At 50.0% G+C, this 14,556-nt stretch carries 17 protein-coding genes; 8 read left to right on the top strand and 9 right to left on the bottom strand.

Translation table 11 applies throughout. The features are described from left to right. Nucleotides 1-189: 189 nt before the first annotated feature. Both BCF53_RS00855 and BCF53_RS19500 read left to right on the top strand, forming a co-directional pair. Nucleotides 190-786 carry a histidine phosphatase family protein gene (locus BCF53_RS00855; protein ID WP_132698913.1) on the top strand — a complete coding sequence of 199 codons (597 nt, stop codon included), beginning with the start codon at nt 190-192 and terminating at the stop codon, nt 784-786. Between the two features lie 88 nt (nt 787-874). Further along, the gene (locus BCF53_RS19500; RefSeq protein ID WP_207902609.1) at nt 875-1,387 is read left to right on the top strand and encodes a pilus assembly FimT family protein; all 513 of its coding nucleotides are present in this window, start codon (nt 875-877) and stop codon (nt 1,385-1,387) included. A gap of 2 nt (nt 1,388-1,389) precedes the next feature. Here BCF53_RS19500 and BCF53_RS00865 read toward each other — a convergent pair whose 3' ends face one another. Continuing rightward, a complete protein-coding gene (locus tag BCF53_RS00865) occupies nt 1,390-2,634 on the bottom strand; it encodes an HD-GYP domain-containing protein (RefSeq protein WP_132698917.1) in 1,245 nt (414 codons plus the stop codon). Between the two features lie 156 nt (nt 2,635-2,790). Here BCF53_RS00865 and BCF53_RS00870 point away from each other — a divergent pair, with 156 nt between their 5' ends. From BCF53_RS00870 to BCF53_RS00890, 5 genes are all read left to right on the top strand, one after another. After that, nucleotides 2,791-3,120 carry an HU family DNA-binding protein gene (locus BCF53_RS00870; RefSeq protein ID WP_132698919.1) on the top strand — a complete coding sequence of 110 codons (330 nt, stop codon included), beginning with the start codon at nt 2,791-2,793 and terminating at the stop codon, nt 3,118-3,120. A 69-nt stretch (nt 3,121-3,189) separates the two neighbouring features. Next, on the top strand, nt 3,190-3,699 hold the full coding sequence (locus BCF53_RS00875; RefSeq protein ID WP_132698921.1) for a winged helix-turn-helix transcriptional regulator: 510 nt from the start codon (nt 3,190-3,192) through the stop codon (nt 3,697-3,699). A 93-nt stretch (nt 3,700-3,792) separates the two neighbouring features. After that, nucleotides 3,793-4,467: a YiaD family glycine zipper/OmpA-like lipoprotein gene (locus BCF53_RS00880; protein ID WP_132698923.1), complete on the top strand. Its 675-nt coding sequence runs from the start codon at nt 3,793-3,795 to the stop codon at nt 4,465-4,467. 67 nt (nt 4,468-4,534) lie between these two features. After that, entirely contained in the window at nt 4,535-5,437 is a 903-nt protein-coding gene (locus BCF53_RS00885; protein ID WP_132698925.1) for a DMT family transporter, read from the top strand. 13 nt (nt 5,438-5,450) lie between these two features. Next, a complete protein-coding gene (locus tag BCF53_RS00890) occupies nt 5,451-5,795 on the top strand; it encodes a hypothetical protein (protein WP_132698927.1) in 345 nt (114 codons plus the stop codon). Between the two features lie 26 nt (nt 5,796-5,821). On the opposite strand, the gene BCF53_RS00895 is transcribed toward BCF53_RS00890, so the two are convergent. The 4 genes from BCF53_RS00895 to BCF53_RS00910 form a co-directional block, all read right to left on the bottom strand. Beyond that, complete coding sequence (locus tag BCF53_RS00895; RefSeq protein ID WP_132698929.1) at nt 5,822-7,963, bottom strand: diguanylate cyclase domain-containing protein; 2,142 nt, start codon at nt 7,961-7,963, stop codon at nt 5,822-5,824. Between the two features lie 162 nt (nt 7,964-8,125). Next, nucleotides 8,126-8,563, bottom strand: coding sequence for a D-aminoacyl-tRNA deacylase (dtd, locus tag BCF53_RS00900; RefSeq protein ID WP_132698931.1), 438 nt, complete (start codon nt 8,561-8,563; stop codon nt 8,126-8,128). Further along, complete coding sequence (pip, locus tag BCF53_RS00905; RefSeq protein ID WP_132698933.1) at nt 8,560-9,528, bottom strand: prolyl aminopeptidase; 969 nt, start codon at nt 9,526-9,528, stop codon at nt 8,560-8,562. The genes dtd and pip overlap by 4 nt, the downstream gene beginning before the upstream one ends. Before the next feature lie 144 nt (nt 9,529-9,672). Then, nucleotides 9,673-10,290, bottom strand: coding sequence for an SCO family protein (locus tag BCF53_RS00910; RefSeq protein ID WP_207902610.1), 618 nt, complete (start codon nt 10,288-10,290; stop codon nt 9,673-9,675). Nucleotides 10,291-10,413: 123 nt separating this feature from the next. On the opposite strand from BCF53_RS00910, the gene BCF53_RS00915 reads away from it, so the two are divergent. After that, on the top strand, nt 10,414-11,808 hold the full coding sequence (locus BCF53_RS00915) for an MATE family efflux transporter (RefSeq protein WP_132698937.1): 1,395 nt from the start codon (nt 10,414-10,416) through the stop codon (nt 11,806-11,808). 101 nt (nt 11,809-11,909) lie between these two features. Here BCF53_RS00915 and BCF53_RS00920 read toward each other — a convergent pair whose 3' ends face one another. The 4 genes from BCF53_RS00920 to yihA form a co-directional block, all read right to left on the bottom strand. Continuing rightward, nucleotides 11,910-13,004, bottom strand: a complete 1,095-nt coding sequence (locus BCF53_RS00920; protein ID WP_132698939.1) for a 5-(carboxyamino)imidazole ribonucleotide synthase — start codon at nt 13,002-13,004, stop codon at nt 11,910-11,912. Then, a complete protein-coding gene (gene purE, locus BCF53_RS00925; protein WP_279389119.1) occupies nt 13,001-13,510 on the bottom strand; it encodes a 5-(carboxyamino)imidazole ribonucleotide mutase in 510 nt (169 codons plus the stop codon). The genes BCF53_RS00920 and purE overlap by 4 nt, the downstream gene beginning before the upstream one ends. Nucleotides 13,511-13,523: 13 nt before the next feature. Continuing rightward, the gene (locus BCF53_RS00930) at nt 13,524-13,754 is read right to left on the bottom strand and encodes a YheV family putative zinc ribbon protein (RefSeq protein WP_132698941.1); all 231 of its coding nucleotides are present in this window, start codon (nt 13,752-13,754) and stop codon (nt 13,524-13,526) included. An 83-nt stretch (nt 13,755-13,837) separates the two neighbouring features. Then, on the bottom strand, nt 13,838-14,449 hold the full coding sequence (yihA, locus tag BCF53_RS00935; protein WP_132698943.1) for a ribosome biogenesis GTP-binding protein YihA/YsxC: 612 nt from the start codon (nt 14,447-14,449) through the stop codon (nt 13,838-13,840). Nucleotides 14,450-14,556: the final 107 nt, after the last annotated feature.

A 14,556-nucleotide genomic window follows, 5' to 3' on the forward strand; every position in this document is an offset into this window, starting at 1 on the left:
TGTACCTGAAAAAACCGCCACATCATTTAGAAATTAACCGGCAATTGCAAGCAACCGCCGTCGCTAAGCCATTGATAACGAAGGTAACTTAAAAGCTTGTGAAAAGTGTCATAGCCGCGCGCCGGAAATTTCCAATCGTTCCACCAAAAGAACAGTGTTAAATTGGCTTATTCGGAAGGAGTTAATGAGATGAAAAAGCTTATTATCGTTCGTCATGGCGAAACAGACTTTAATCGCCAGCGGTTAATGCAGGGCCAGCTGGATACCGAGCTGAACAAGACCGGCCATAAGCAGGCACATTGCGCCGCTCTGGCTTTGAAAGGGGAACAGTTTGATGCTATCTGGAGCAGCCCGCTGCAGCGTGCCAAGGCAACCGCCCGCTATATCCATGCCCACCACGACTGCCCGATTGAAATTGAACCGCTGCTGACTGAGTGTTCCTTTGGCGAGTTTGAAGGCCGGCCCATTACAGAGTTGATTCAGGCCGAGCAACAGGCAGAGCGCAGCGGCGAAACCTTTGTAGCCAGAGGAGCGGAAAGCAAGCCAGAGCTGGTCATCCGCGCACAAACACTCAAACAGAAAGTTCTGCAGTCGTCCGCAAAAACACTGGCACTGGTTTGTCATGCCGGCATCGCCAAGCCGCTGATTGGCCAGTTTCTCAATCACTCCATCGAGGAGTGGTTTCAATTGCCGCAAGGTAATGCCTGCATTAATACACTGCTCATTGATGCAGAAGGCCGTGTTTTAGCCTGCCAGTTGAATGAGACCGCACACTGCGACAGCTAAGCCGACAAACTGGAGTGGTGACAAGTTATCGCCTACTATGCCAGCTGTAATTTAATGAATCGTTGTTGGCCTTGAGATGAAGCTAAAGATGTACAAGCCATCGTTATCGAGTGGGTTCACGCTGATTGAGTTAATACTGACTATTGTTCTGCTCGGTGTGCTCTCAGCGTTTGCATTACCCAGGTTCGCCAATTTGGGGAGCCAGGCGAAAACGGCGGTTATTGAAGGAATTGCAGGCACAATGGACTCGACTATTGCCATTGTAAAAGCCACCGCCAGAGTGCAAGGCGTCACCGTTAAATCCAATTCATCCAGCCAGCAAGACAATGTCATTGAAATGAGCGGCATTTCTGTTGAGGTTGACTGGAGAAACCTGTGCCCGGAAAGCAGTGCCGAACTGGGCGATGCCGTCGATATGCTTTATTTCCTGAACATTGATACCAGCTCGGCAGCGGGCAGTGGTTTGTTAACGAGCGTCACCAACCGATATACCCTCGTCGGCTATGATTTGGATGACAGCAGTGCCAACGCTTGCTACGTTGAATATGACTCTTTTGGCGACCCTAACTGTACCGTAACGGTCAATACTTCCGGCTGCTGAGATTAATCTTCCATCAGCTGTTGGGCGTAGTCTTCCACCCGAATCCCCAGATGCCCGTCCGGAAAGACGTTAGTGATATGAACACGTTCACCCTTGGCCGATGCTTCCATTTCTGACAAATTCCATTTCGCGCCGAGCCGGTAGCCACGGCTGGTGGGTATCAGAATTCGTACGTTCGGATAGAGCCGCTGGCCTTCAACCGCCTGCACAACCACGCCTATATCACCGGTCGAAAGCTCAACGATCGCCCCCGGAGTCACCCAGCCCAGAAACTGAATAAAGCGCTCAACCATAGTGTGATCGAACTGTTTGCCGCGCATCGCCCAGAGAATGCTCATGGCGTCATGATGGGATCTGGCATTCTGATAGACCCGGTCGGATGTGATGGCATCATAAGCATCAACGATAGCGACCACCCTGGCCATCTCGTCAATCTGCAGATGATTTAACCCCTTCGGATACCCCTTACCATCGGGCCGCTCATGATGCTGTAAAATACCGGCAAGCACCCGCTGCGGCAGGTCCGGTTCATCCTTTAGCCTGGTAAAGCCCCTCATCGGGTGCGTTTTCATTATTTCAAATTCTTCTTCGGTCAGCTTGCCCGGCTTGTTGAGCACCGCCGAATCAATATCGATCTTACCCAAATCATGCAGCAGACCTGCAACCCCAACCTGAGCAACCATTTTTTGATCCCAGCCCAGTGCCGCACCAAGCCCCATCGCCAGAATACAGACGTTTATGCAGTGCTCGGCGGTGTATTGGTCTTCATGCTTAATGCGTGTTAACCACACCAGTGCCGGCAGGTTCTTGCTGATTGATGAGGAAATATCCTTAACCAGCGTGATGTTTTTACGGATGTCTTGCCGATCCAGCCGGTGAAAATGGTTGGTGATATGCATCGCCCGTTCACGAAGATTCAAATAGGCGGTGAGCGATTCACGCATAGACACGCTTGTTATCGGCTGGGTTCTGAGCACCTTGGCTTCTTTAGGGACGGGCTTAACATCGGCCTTTTTAGCCGGCTGAGTCTTTCGCTGGCTTTTTTTCAGGTCGATAATGACCCAATGGCAATGGTTTCTAATCCAGTCGAGCTCTTCCAGATCACTGACAACAAAGCCCTGAATCAGAAAGGGCGTTTCACTCCAGGGCGACGATAATTGCGCGACAAAATGCCCCAGTTTCAGCTCATGGGGGGCAATCTGTTGCTGGTTTTCCCAGACTTTATTTTCAGGAGGAAGATTATACATTGGGTTACACACCTACCCAGTCATATGAATTGATTAGCTGCAGACAAGATAAAAGATCATTGGCATCTTATATTGTCTGGAAAACTCACTCTATAATATACGAACAACGTCAGTATAGACGACTCCCCCAAACACCTATCTTTTAAGGATATTTCAATGGCTAAGAAAATGACTGCCATCAAAGAGCGCTACACGAAGACTCAGATTGTTTCTGAAATTTCGGAAAATACAGAATTAACAAAAAAAGAAGTTCAGGCAGTTCTGGACGAACTCGCCGATGTCATTGAGCGCCACATTAAGAAGCGTGCCTGCGGTGAGTTTGTTCTGCCGGGTCTGATGAAGATTCAAACCATCAAGAAGCCAGCCCGTAAAGCTCGACCAGGTGTTAACCCATTCACCGGTGAAGAAATCATGATCTCTGCCAAACCGGCAAGCACCGCTGTTAGAGTTCGCCCGTTGAAAAAACTGAAAGACATGGCTCTTTAAGTGAAAGCTTTTCAGCTGGCCTAAACAGCCAGCTGTTTTATTTAAAGTCACCTAAGGTAAGGGTAACGAGTGGCCAGCGAAAACAGCAAACAGCGCCAACTGGACAGAATTGATTTCAAGATCATGAAGGCACTGCAGGAAAATGCCCGCCTGTCTTACGTTGAGCTTGCCCAAACGGTTGGGCTGTCGACCACACCCTGTCTGGAGCGCGTTAAGCGCCTGGAAAGCTCCGGCTACATTCAGGGCTATCATGCCCGTTTGAATACCGATGCACTGGGCCTGGAGCTGCTGGTATTTCTCGAAATTACCCTGGCGGTGCAATCACCTGAAACCTTTCAGGAGTTTAAAGCCGCAGCCGAAAAGCTTTCCTATGTTCAGGAATGCCATCTGATATCCGGGCAGTCTGACTACCTGCTGAAGATACGCATCAGCGATCTGAAAAACTATCGGAAGCACCTAGGTGAGCTTCTGCTAGCCTTACCGCATGTGCGTGAATCGAAAAGCCACATTGTTATGGAAGAGGCCAAGCAATCCGGCCTGATACCTCTGGATATCATCAGTCACCGGTTTAAAAACTAAGCCGTTGGCAACGTTGCCTTTAATCCAATCCGTTAAATGAATATTAAATGTCGGGCTCTCCCGGCAGAGTGCTTAAACAAGGAGCAAACTGATATGAAACGTTGGACCCATATTGCCCTTCCTTTTGCTATTTCCGGGGCTGTACTGTCTGGCTGTACCACTCTGGACGCCTATACCGGTGAAACGCAGGTCAGTAATACCTCTAAGGGAGCTATTGCCGGCGGGCTGATTGGAGCAGTCATCGGTGCCGCTACCGCCCCGAAAGATGAGCGGGCTAAGCGCGCCATTATCGGTGCCGGTATTGGTGGTGTCGCAGGTGGTGGTGTCGGCTACTACATGGACAATCAGGAAAAAGAACTGCGTGAAGAACTGGTCGGTACCGGTGTTCAGGTTAAGCGTACAGAAGAAGGCAGTATCGATCTGATCATGCCCGGCAACATTACCTTCGACGTGAACAGCTCCAACGTGCAAACCTCGTTCATTGGCACGCTGACCTCTGTCGCTAAGGTACTGAAAGAGTACGAAAATACTCTGGTAACCATCTCTGGCCATACCGACAGCACCGGCAGCGAGCAATACAACCAGCTGCTGTCCGAGCAACGCGCCACCTCAGTGGCTAATGTCATCCTACAGCAGGGCATTGCTGTTGAGCGGGTTGCCGCCATCGGTTACGGCGAAAGCTACCCGATTGCCGACAACAGCACCGCGGCAGGGCGTGCGGAAAACCGCCGCGTTGAAATTACACTGGACGCTATCGTCGCCGAATAATACTCTCTCCGTTCCGGTGGATGAGCCCTTCATCCACCCTTCTTTCTTGTAACACAGGTTGTCTTTCGTGGAACTTCTAGGCTATTCGGCTGCATTGCTGGCAGCGACACTCTGGTCGGTTACCGGCCTGTTGGCCACCGGCCCGGTCCGTTCAATCGGCGTAATACCCTTTAATGCATTGCGCATGCTGTCGGTCGGTCTGCTGTTGATGGTCTGGTTGCTGCTGACCCGGCAATGGCAATGGCCAGAACCCGGCGCAATGACCGCGCTCATTCTCAGCGGCTTTGTCGGCATTTACCTCGGCGACACCCTGCTCTTTTTCAGCGTTAAAATTCTGGGCCCGCGTATGGCCGGCTTACTGTTTGCCACCAATGCACCCATCAGTTTTCTGTTCGGCGTTTTTATTCTGCATGAATCCTATTACTGGCTGAATCTGGTCGGTGTTGTGGCTGTTTCGGCCGGCGTATTCATTGCTATTCTCAGCCGGGCCAAGGCTGGCACTCACCATCTGGAAGCCGCAAACGGCAATGTAAAGCTGGGTTTGATCACAGGATTTGGTTCGGCACTCTGTCAGGCACTGGGCACTCTCATTCTGTTCAATACCATGCGCAGCGGTCAGGACCCGGTGTTTGCCAGTATGGTGCGCATCAGCGTTGCCTCACTGTTTCTGATCAGCAGCCTGTTTTTTCCGGCCTTTTCCGGAGGCTTTAAAAGCTACCTTAAGCTCAACAGAAAGATATACAGTCAAATCCTGTTAAGTGGCGTTCTCGGTATGGGCATTGGTATGAGCCTTTTGTTGTGGGCGGTCAAGGTTGCGCCACTTGGCATTGTCTCTATCCTTTCGGCAACCACGCCAGTAATGATTTTACCGATCCTGTGGATCTGGACCGGTCAGCGGCCTGCACTGCCATCGTTTATTGCGGCCGCCATTCTGGTTACCGGAACCTCCATGATCTTCTTTGCGGCTTAGTTAGGTATAAACGATGAAAATGAAGACCCGCATTTATCGTTTTATTAAACCCATAGCGCACCTGTACCCCGTACCGGTCTTCCTGGCTATGGCACAGGCGGTTTTTACCTTTGTATTACCGCTGATTTACCCCGGCCTCGACGCCGCCTATTGGTTGCTCTCTTTCAGCGGCTGCGCCTTCTGGCTCACCAGTTTTGTACTGCTGAAACAGGCTCATCACGCAGCAGAGCCTGCGAAGGGTTTTAAAGCCCGCATCAGAAATTATTGGGAAAATTTAATGTTCATGCTGTGGTTGATTACGTCTGTACTGCTGGTGATCTGGCTGCTGAAAATCGGTGTGTTCCTGCTGCAAAATTAGCCTTTAGGTTCGTAAACGCTCAGCGGCTAATAAGACTTCACACCGCCCTTGCCTTCCCGCTTCACTTCATACATCGCGCTGTCTGCATTGTGCATCAGTGCATCCAGGTCGTTGCCCTGCAACGGAAATTGCGCAATACCGATGCTGGCAGAAACATAAAGCTGAGCATCTTCAACATCGATGCGTTTTTCAATAACCTGCAAGAGCCGCTGTAAAAAGTTTTCCAGATCTGCCTTCAGGCTGAACTCATCAACCACCAGAATGAATTCATCACCGCCGATACGGGCTGCAAAATCGCGTTGCCGCAAAGAGTCTTTAATTCGCCGACTGAGACAAATTAACACCTCGTCGCCAACACGATGGCCGTATTTATCATTCACCGGTTTGAATCTATCAAGATCGATATATACCAAATGAAAAGGCCGCTTCTGAACCTTGATGCGACGATCAACAAAAACCTCCAGCCCCTGGCGATTAGGCAGTGACGTCAGCGAGTCGTGAAAGGCCATATGAGCAATGCGCTTCTGTGCGTTTTCAATCGCCTGCTTTTCATCTGAAAGAATCTGATTTAACTGCTGAACCTTTTCGTGCGATAAAATATTGCTGACCGAGACCGAAATAAATTTGGAAATAGACAGCATCAACTGAATTTCATTTCTTCCGAACCGTTCCGGTATTGGCGACTGAATGGAAAAGACACCAATAACCGCCCCCTCAAGAAACAGCGGCATGAACAGCATGGTTCGGGGCATAACATCGGCATCGCCAATCTGATTGCCTATACCTTCTACTTCGGTATCGCGTACTAAAATATGCTGGCGCGTCTTTACCACTGAAGCGGCATAGCTTTTGTCATGCGCGATAGGAATATCGGCTTCCTTGAGCATAACGCCGCTATCGACAATAAAACGGAAGGACAATGCCTGAGCGTCTTCATTGATGGTCATCAACGAAATAAAGTGCACATCCAGGTGAGTCGCAAGAATCTTAAACAGCCGGTTGCCCAGGTCTTCAAAGTTCAGCGTTTGGCCAACCTGATGCGCGATCTCATTGACCAGGCTTAAGCGCTGGTGACTTGCCTTCAGCAACTCGTTCTGGCGCTCGGTTAAATCCTGCTCCAGTAAACTCTTGCCATGTTGGCTCCTGATCTTGCTGCGTACAACCAGATCCTGGTCCTGAGAGTATTGCTCTGAGCGTTCAATATTGACGATCTCGCGCAGAGTAATCACCTCTTTGGCCAGATCCTTTTTCAGCCGATAGCCAAAGGCAATCTGATCGAGCACCTTGAGCCGCATTAAATTATTACGCGGTGGGTCCACTAAACCAATACCACGCTTCAGTGTTTCAATCGCCTTATCGGTTTGCTTAAGCGCAAAGTAGGCTTTGGACAGCTCCAGAAAGTACTCCAGCGCATCGGCACCGACATTCTCTACGGTTGGCTGATGAGTCAACAGTTCCAGAATATCTCTGGCGGCTTCATAGTTGTGCTGAAGCCGGTGAATGCGGCCCAGCAGAAGCTGGCTGCTGAAGATGCCGGTGTGGTAATTTGCCTTGCGAGCCAGAGCTTCAGCTCGTTCTGCCACCTGCCAGGCTTCGTCGTAGCGAGCCTCATGGATGAGCGTGCGGGCCTCAAGCAGACAAACAACGGCGATATTTTCATCCGAAACGCCCTCGAAATTCAGACCCAGCACCTCAGTCAGAATTTCCGTTGCCGAATCAACATCACCCACATCAAACAACAGCGTGCCGGAATTAATTAACGGCGCTAACAGCAGGGAATCATCCCCCAGAGTCCGCGAATAGTCGGCAGCAAAACCGTAGTGCTCCAGCGCAACCTCATAGTTGCCCAGCGAGTGGTAACACATACCCAATGTATTGTTGGCCAAACGGGCGTTTTCGTTTTGCTCCAGGCGGGCAGCCGCCAGTGCGATATCACTTAAGATATCCACGGCTTCGGTAAAGCGACCGGCATAAAAGTGGCACATGCCCAGATAGCAACGGGATTGCAAATAGAGTTCAGATTCCGGTTGTGTGCTGTGTTCCGCCGCCTGTGCCAGAGCCAAAGCACGCTCTGCGTCACTGGTCATCAGATCCCAGCAATCCTGTAAAACAGTCTCAATGCTGCTTTGGGGTATGGGCGATATCGTTTTAGGGTCGTCGACGGTCACAATCTGCTGCCAGCTATTGTTTGATAAAAGTATATCGATTACAGGCCTGGAAACTGTGCAGGCGGTTACATAGTGACGCCCTTGCGCTTGAAGCGGTTCCCAATCTTCATAAGTAAGTAATCCCGAATGAGAACCATATCTAAAAAAAACCGACCAAGTGAATCAGTTTTCTAATAAAAACGTGACAGGGCCATCATTTTGAAGAAAAACCTGCATATCGGCACCGAATTGACCGGTTTTTGTGAATTTATGTCGATGATGAACATGCTCAACCACCCGATTGAACAACCGCTCACCTTCACTGGGGGTTGCCGCCGTTGAAAAGCCCGGCCGCAGCCCTTTCCTGGTTTCGGCTGAAAGCGTGAACTGTGAGACCAGAAGAATTTCACCGTTGGACTGCTGAACATTCAGGTTCATCTTTCCCTGCTCATCAGCGAACAAGCGGTACTTCAGCAGCCTTTCTGCCAGGGCGGTAACTGTTGCATCTGTATCGTGTGCATCGATACCCACCAGCACCAGCATGCCTGCGTTAATGGATGAAACAAGCTGGTTATCGACCTCGACACGGGCCTGCTTAACCCGCTGAATTAATGCTTTCATGCTTCGCTTTCCGGAGACCCTAATCGTTTAGCCATACGGCAGGTTGAACCGACCAACGCATCGATCATAGCCTCATCAAACGCTGAATGGCCACCCTCACGCACCAGGAGCAGTTCTCCATCCTGCCATTGCTCGCTCAGCGCAAAGGCCTGATCCGGTGGGCAGATCATGTCGTAGCGGCCATGGATGATATAGCCGGGTATGCCATTGAGCTTACCGGCATTTTCCAGTATCTGGTTTTCTTCAATAAAGCTGTGGTTACGGAAGTAATGGCTGGAAATCTTCGCCAGTGCAATCGCGGTGTGAGTCGCAAGGAAGTAATCGGCAGAGGTTTGGCTGGGTCGCAGTGTGCTGATTTCTACCTCCCAACGTGCCCAGGCCTTGGCAGCCGAGATCCGTGCCAGCTCATTTTTACCGTCCAGGCGCTGATAGTAGGCTTCGATAAGGTCTTCGCCGGTTTTACCCTCAACCTCTTTGATGAAGTGATGCCATTCATCCGGGAAGTAACGCCCGGCACCTTCTTTATACAGCCAGTTTAAATCCTGTTGGCGCGACAGGAATACGCCACGTAACAGCAGCCCGCACACCTGCTGCGGGTATTGTTCGGCATACAGCAGCGCCAGTGTTGCTCCGAAACTGCCACCAAACAGAACCCATCGGGTTATTCCCAGATGGTTACGGATACGTTCCATATCGGCGATGGTATGCTGAACGGTATTGAATTCAGTACTGGCATGGGGAATGGAGCGGCCGGCACCCCGCTGGTCAAACAGGATAATGTGGTAACGCTCCGGATCAAAAAACCGCCGCATCTGTTCCGATGCCCCGGCACCCGGGCCGCCATGTAACACCAGCACAGGAATGCCTGTTTCTGTACCCGAGCATTCAATGTACAGCTCGTGGCCTTCTCCGACCGAGAGTAATTCAGTGCGATAAGGACGTATCTCCGGAAATAAGGTTTTCACGCTGGTGCCCCGCTTATTCTGATTGTTCTATTAATTCTATCGGCTTTTACAGCAAAATCGACTCGAACAGGATTCAGACCAGCCGTCTTTGTACCTACTGCTGATCTGGTTCAGTTGGCTCTACGGACCTAACCCGGTCTCAACCTATTGCCCGATCAGTCGGGTCAGAGCAGTAACGATATGCGCTGGCCTGTGTGGCGGACGCATTAACGCCACAAATTTGCCATTCGGATCAATGATCGCGTAATTGTCGCTGTGTGCAACGGTGTAGCCTTCGCCATCGCCTTCCCGGTAATAGACAGCGCTCAACTGGGTTGCGAGCGTGGCGATAGACTCTGGCTTACCCGTTAAGCCGACAAAATCGGGATGAAAGAACGGAACATAGAGTGACAGCTGCTGCGTACTATCCCGTTCAGGGTCAACGGTCACCATCCAGAAATTCACCTGATCGGCCAGGCCAGCCTCAGCCAGCTGGTTATAGGCAATCTTCATATCCGCCATATTGGTGGGGCAGATATCCGGGCAGTAGGTATATCCGAAATTCACCAGATCCCACTGTCCACTGAACTGTGCGCTTGTAAATGGTGAGCCGTCGTGTCGGTTCAGTTCAACAAAAGGAACGGATCTCGGCTCAGTGAAAAGCAGAACATTGTTTTCTTCCAACACGGTCTTCAGGTTATCACCGGTTGCCACCAGTCGATAAACCAAAAACGGCACGAGCAGCAGCGTTACCACAATGACGGTAATTAATACGGGCTTCAACGTTTTACTCTGATTTTCAACTGAACCTTGCACTGGATTTCCCTCTGCTCTTCACCTGGCTGGCAAATCTAAGAATCGTACGCGAATGATTTTTAGCTGCCGTAGTAGCAAAATAGCATACCGATGGCCTGGGTTACGCTTTATATTGATGTAGCCTTTGTAAACTTCTTTATTTATGCCTGCCAGAGCTTTGCTATGACGCTTTCAGAAAACACACCCTCGCTATCCGCTTCACTGCTGAAAACCTGGCACCTTGCCTGGCCCGTTATTCTCGCCAACCTATCGTTGCCTCTGCTTGGCTTGGCCGATGCCGCCATTCTCGGGCACCTGGAAAGCAGCCTCTATCTTGCCGGAGTGACCGTTGGCACCAGTGTCATGGCCTATGTTTTTTGGGGGTTTAATTTTCTCGGCATGGGTCTTTCCGGTTTTACTTCTCAGGCCTTAGGTGCAGAAAAACACCTGCAGGTGATTCATCAGTTAATGCGCTATGCCATCGTCGCAGCGGTACTCATCTTCGTACTGCTGGTTTTCCACCGCTTCTACATTAACGCCGGGCTCCATGTGATATCGCCCGAAGCCGACGTCTTCGATCAGGCGGAACTCTACCTTAAGGTTCGTATGATCGGCGTGCCGGCAATCGTCTTCAACAGTATGCTGCTTGGTTTTTTTATTGGTTTGCAGAACACCCGCATCAGCCTTTATACGCTGTCCGTCACACAAATTCTAAATATTGGATTTAACTTTCTGTTTGTTTACGGCCTCGGTTACAAAACGGCCGGTATCGCAATAGGCACGGTGATCAGTGAATATCTCGGGCTTATTCTAATTCTGTACCACTTAAGAAGAACGCTTCGCGAGCTGAATACCGAAGTAACAGAACCGATGCCATTCGTTTTTCAACTAAAAGACTTTCTGCCAATTTTTCACGTCAGCTCTCACCTGTTTGTGCGCACCTTTGTCTTGCTTTCAGCTTTCATCTGGTTCAATAGAATAGCAGCAAACTTTGGCGAACTGACGTTAGCAACCAATGGTGTACTACTCACATTTTTTACCCTGATCGCGCATTTTCTCGATGGCACTGCCGCCGCGGCAGAAGCTCAAACCGGGCATGCCTACGGACAGAAAAACCAGCAGCAACTCACTCAGGTCTGGCGCGCCAGCGCACTGTTGAATGGTGGTTTTATGCTGTTGCTTGCACTGTTATTTGTTATTTTTGGTTTACAGATTTTTGATCTGCTGACTAATCAGCAAGATTTGATTGCCAAGGCCAGAGAAGTCATGCCCTGGGTGGCTTTGTTACCGGTAACGGGTGGCATAGCTTTTTGGCTGGATGGTGTATTTATCGGTGCGCGACGTTCTAAAGATTTAAGAAACAGTGTCCTTGCCGCCTTCTTAACTTTTTGTCTCAGCAGCCTATATTTTGCAGATAATAACGTTGATCTTTGGATTTGCTTTAACGCTTTCTTTGCCGTTCGTTCCATCTGGTTACTGAACGTTTTTTTCCGAAAGATGTTATGAACTTTAGCCGTGCAGTCTGATTAACTAAGCCAAAAAAAAGAGCCGTAAACCTTTAGGAATACGGCCCTGCTTTGATAAACAGTTAAAACCAATGAGCAGGTTTAAACACCCAGATCATTGACCAGCAATGCTTCAACCTGGCTACAACGACTGTTCAGTTGCTCTGCGCTTTCTGATGTCACGGTGAGGTGTGCAATCTTTCTTCCGGCGCGTTCGCTCTTGCCATAGTTGTGCAGATGAACTCCCGGGATAGCGAGGATTTTTTCGATGACCGGCAGCTTACCAATAATGTTGTACATGGCCACGTCACCACGCGTTTCTGTACTGCCCAAGGGTAAACCGGCAACCGCTCTGACGTGATTTTCAAACTGGCTGGTGGCACTGCCTTCAATTGTCCAGTGGCCTGAATTGTGGACCCGGGGCGCAATTTCATTAGCGATCAACTGATCGTCTTTCACAAAAAACTCAAACGCCAGTGTGCCAACATAGTTCAGTGAATCCATGACCTTTTTAACCACTGATTCAGCCTGGCTCTGTAAGCTGCTGTTCAGAATTGGTTGGCTTCGGTACAGAATACCCTGACGATGCTCGTTGTGAATAAGCGGGTAAAATACACAGTCGCCGCTGGCGGAGCGTACCCCGATACAGGACACCTCGTATTCAAACTCAACAAAGCTTTCCATAATTAACGGCACAGAGCCCAAAAATGCAAACGCCCCTGCTGCATCCTGCGTGCTTCGTAAAACCTTCTGGCCTTTACCGTCATAACCCAGTGTGCGGGTTTTCAATACCGCCGGACAGCCGAGCCTTTCAACGGCTGCATCGAGCGTTTCCTGATCATCAATTTTTTCAAACGCCGGCGTATCGATACCCAGATCGCGGAACATGGATTTCTCAACCCAGCGATCCCTTGCAGTTGCCAGTGCATTCGCAGGCGGGTAAGCCGGTAAACTCTGAGACAGCTTTTCTACCGTTAAGGGCGGGACATTTTCAAATTCAAAAGTAACCGCACTAACACCTTCAGACAGCTGTTGGATTCCTTCTGCATCATCATAGGCTGCACAGATCAACTGACCCGCAGCAGCGGCACAGGATTGCGCAGACGGATCTAAAAACTTTGTTTCAATACCCAGCGGCAAGGCCGCCTGTGCCAACATGCGGCCTAACTGACCGCCCCCTACGACTCCGAGCTTCATAGCGTTTTACCTGGAATCGGGTTAGACAGAACCTTTTCCGTCTGCTCTGCCCGGAAGGCCTTGAGTGCGGCTTTGGTTTTCTCGCATTTATTCGACAGAATGCTCGCAGCCAATAGCGCGGCATTGATCGAGCCGGCCTTACCAATCGCCAATGTTCCGGTAGGAATACCAGCCGGCATCTGAACAATACTGAGCAGTGAATCGACACCGCTGAGCATGCTGCTTTGCACCGGCACACCCAAGACTGGCAGATGCGTTTTAGCCGCGCACATACCCGGTAAGTGAGCAGCGCCGCCAGCACCAGCAATAATTACTTCGATGCCCCGCTGTTCAGCGGTTTCAGCATATTCAAAAAGTAAGTCGGGTGTACGATGAGCAGAAACGACTTTACACTCATGCTCAATTCCTAATTTCTGCAGTGTTTCGGAAGCATGGCTCATGGTGGACCAATCCGATTGTGAACCCATTATTATTCCAACGCGGATAGGTGCTTCTGTAGTCGACACGATGTATTCCTTCTTACTCAATAATTTTTACGATCTGCACCGGTGCTTCATCTTCACTCTTCTGAGGTGAAACACGGGTATCTAATTCTTTCGGTGAATTGACCTGGGTACTGATTCGGTCAGTAAAGCCACACGCCACACATTCACGGATCAGGGCTTTTTCTTCTTCGTTGTTCACAGCAACGATGGTATCGAGAGCACCGCATTTAGGGCAGGTGACTCCGGCAATAAAACGCTTTTTCATAGGCAGCTCCCGATAACAGGCCTGTAATTATAACTGCGGCTGGCAGCAACGTCATTGAACATAAACTGACCAATCGTTCAGATCTAGTCGATCGTTTCGGTCAGCTGACCGTTCAGCCATTCACTTAACTCATTCACACCTTCTCTTTTCAGCGAGCTGTACAGCTGAGCACTAAGCCAGGGGGCACGAGAGCGCAGTTCATTATTGATTTTGAGGTAGGTATTCTTAGCCGGGCCTTTCTTCAGCTTGTCTGACTTCGTCAACAGAATGCGCATTGGCATTTCAGTTTGCACGGCCCACTCCACCATTCTCTGGTCGAACTCGGTCATCGGATGACGGATGTCCATAACCAGAACGACCCCCCTCAAGCTGACCCGCTCTGCCAGGTATTCTCCGATGTTTTCTTCCCAGTCTTCTTTCATGGTCCGGTTTACTTTCGCAAAGCCGTAACCGGGTAGGTCGACCAGTCGATAATCGCCGCCACTGAGAGAGAAAAAGTTTAACAGCTGGGTTCGGCCCGGGGTTTTTGATGTTCGGGCCAGCTTAGAGTTGCGGGTCAGGGTGTTCATAGACGAACTTTTACCCGCATTGGAACGGCCAGCAAAAGCAACTTCTGCCCCGGTATCTGATGGGCATTGAGAGTACTTTTGTGCACTGGTGAGAAATTCCGCAGAATCGTATTTTATCGTTTGCATTGCTTATATATGACTTAAGTAAAGGTTGTCGGCTATTGTAGCTTTTTCATGCAAACATTTCTGGAAATTGCAGACTGGCCCTCAGTCACAACACTGCGATCAGCAAC

The organism is Reinekea marinisedimentorum, assembly GCF_004341165.1.
Lineage (GTDB): Bacteria > Pseudomonadota > Gammaproteobacteria > Pseudomonadales > Natronospirillaceae > Reinekea > Reinekea marinisedimentorum.

What these genes read in the sequence shown, in the direction of transcription:
- BCF53_RS00915 (WP_132698937.1), top strand. Translation starts at nt 10,414, where the DNA reads ATGGCCTGGGTTACGCTTTATATTGATGTAGCCTTTGTAAACTTCTTT.
- BCF53_RS00880 (WP_132698923.1), top strand. Translation starts at nt 3,793, where the DNA reads ATGAAACGTTGGACCCATATTGCCCTTCCTTTTGCTATTTCCGGGGCT.
- BCF53_RS00930 (WP_132698941.1), bottom strand. Translation starts at nt 13,754, where the DNA reads ATGAAAAAGCGTTTTATTGCCGGAGTCACCTGCCCTAAATGCGGTGCT.
- BCF53_RS00865 (WP_132698917.1), bottom strand. Translation starts at nt 2,634, where the DNA reads ATGTATAATCTTCCTCCTGAAAATAAAGTCTGGGAAAACCAGCAACAG.
- BCF53_RS00920 (WP_132698939.1), bottom strand. Translation starts at nt 13,004, where the DNA reads ATGAAGCTCGGAGTCGTAGGGGGCGGTCAGTTAGGCCGCATGTTGGCA.
- BCF53_RS00890 (WP_132698927.1), top strand. Translation starts at nt 5,451, where the DNA reads ATGAAAATGAAGACCCGCATTTATCGTTTTATTAAACCCATAGCGCAC.
- BCF53_RS19500 (WP_207902609.1), top strand. Translation starts at nt 875, where the DNA reads ATGTACAAGCCATCGTTATCGAGTGGGTTCACGCTGATTGAGTTAATA.
- yihA (WP_132698943.1), bottom strand. Translation starts at nt 14,449, where the DNA reads ATGCAAACGATAAAATACGATTCTGCGGAATTTCTCACCAGTGCACAA.
- dtd (WP_132698931.1), bottom strand. Translation starts at nt 8,563, where the DNA reads ATGAAAGCATTAATTCAGCGGGTTAAGCAGGCCCGTGTCGAGGTCGAT.
- BCF53_RS00855 (WP_132698913.1), top strand. Translation starts at nt 190, where the DNA reads ATGAAAAAGCTTATTATCGTTCGTCATGGCGAAACAGACTTTAATCGC.
- BCF53_RS00870 (WP_132698919.1), top strand. Translation starts at nt 2,791, where the DNA reads ATGGCTAAGAAAATGACTGCCATCAAAGAGCGCTACACGAAGACTCAG.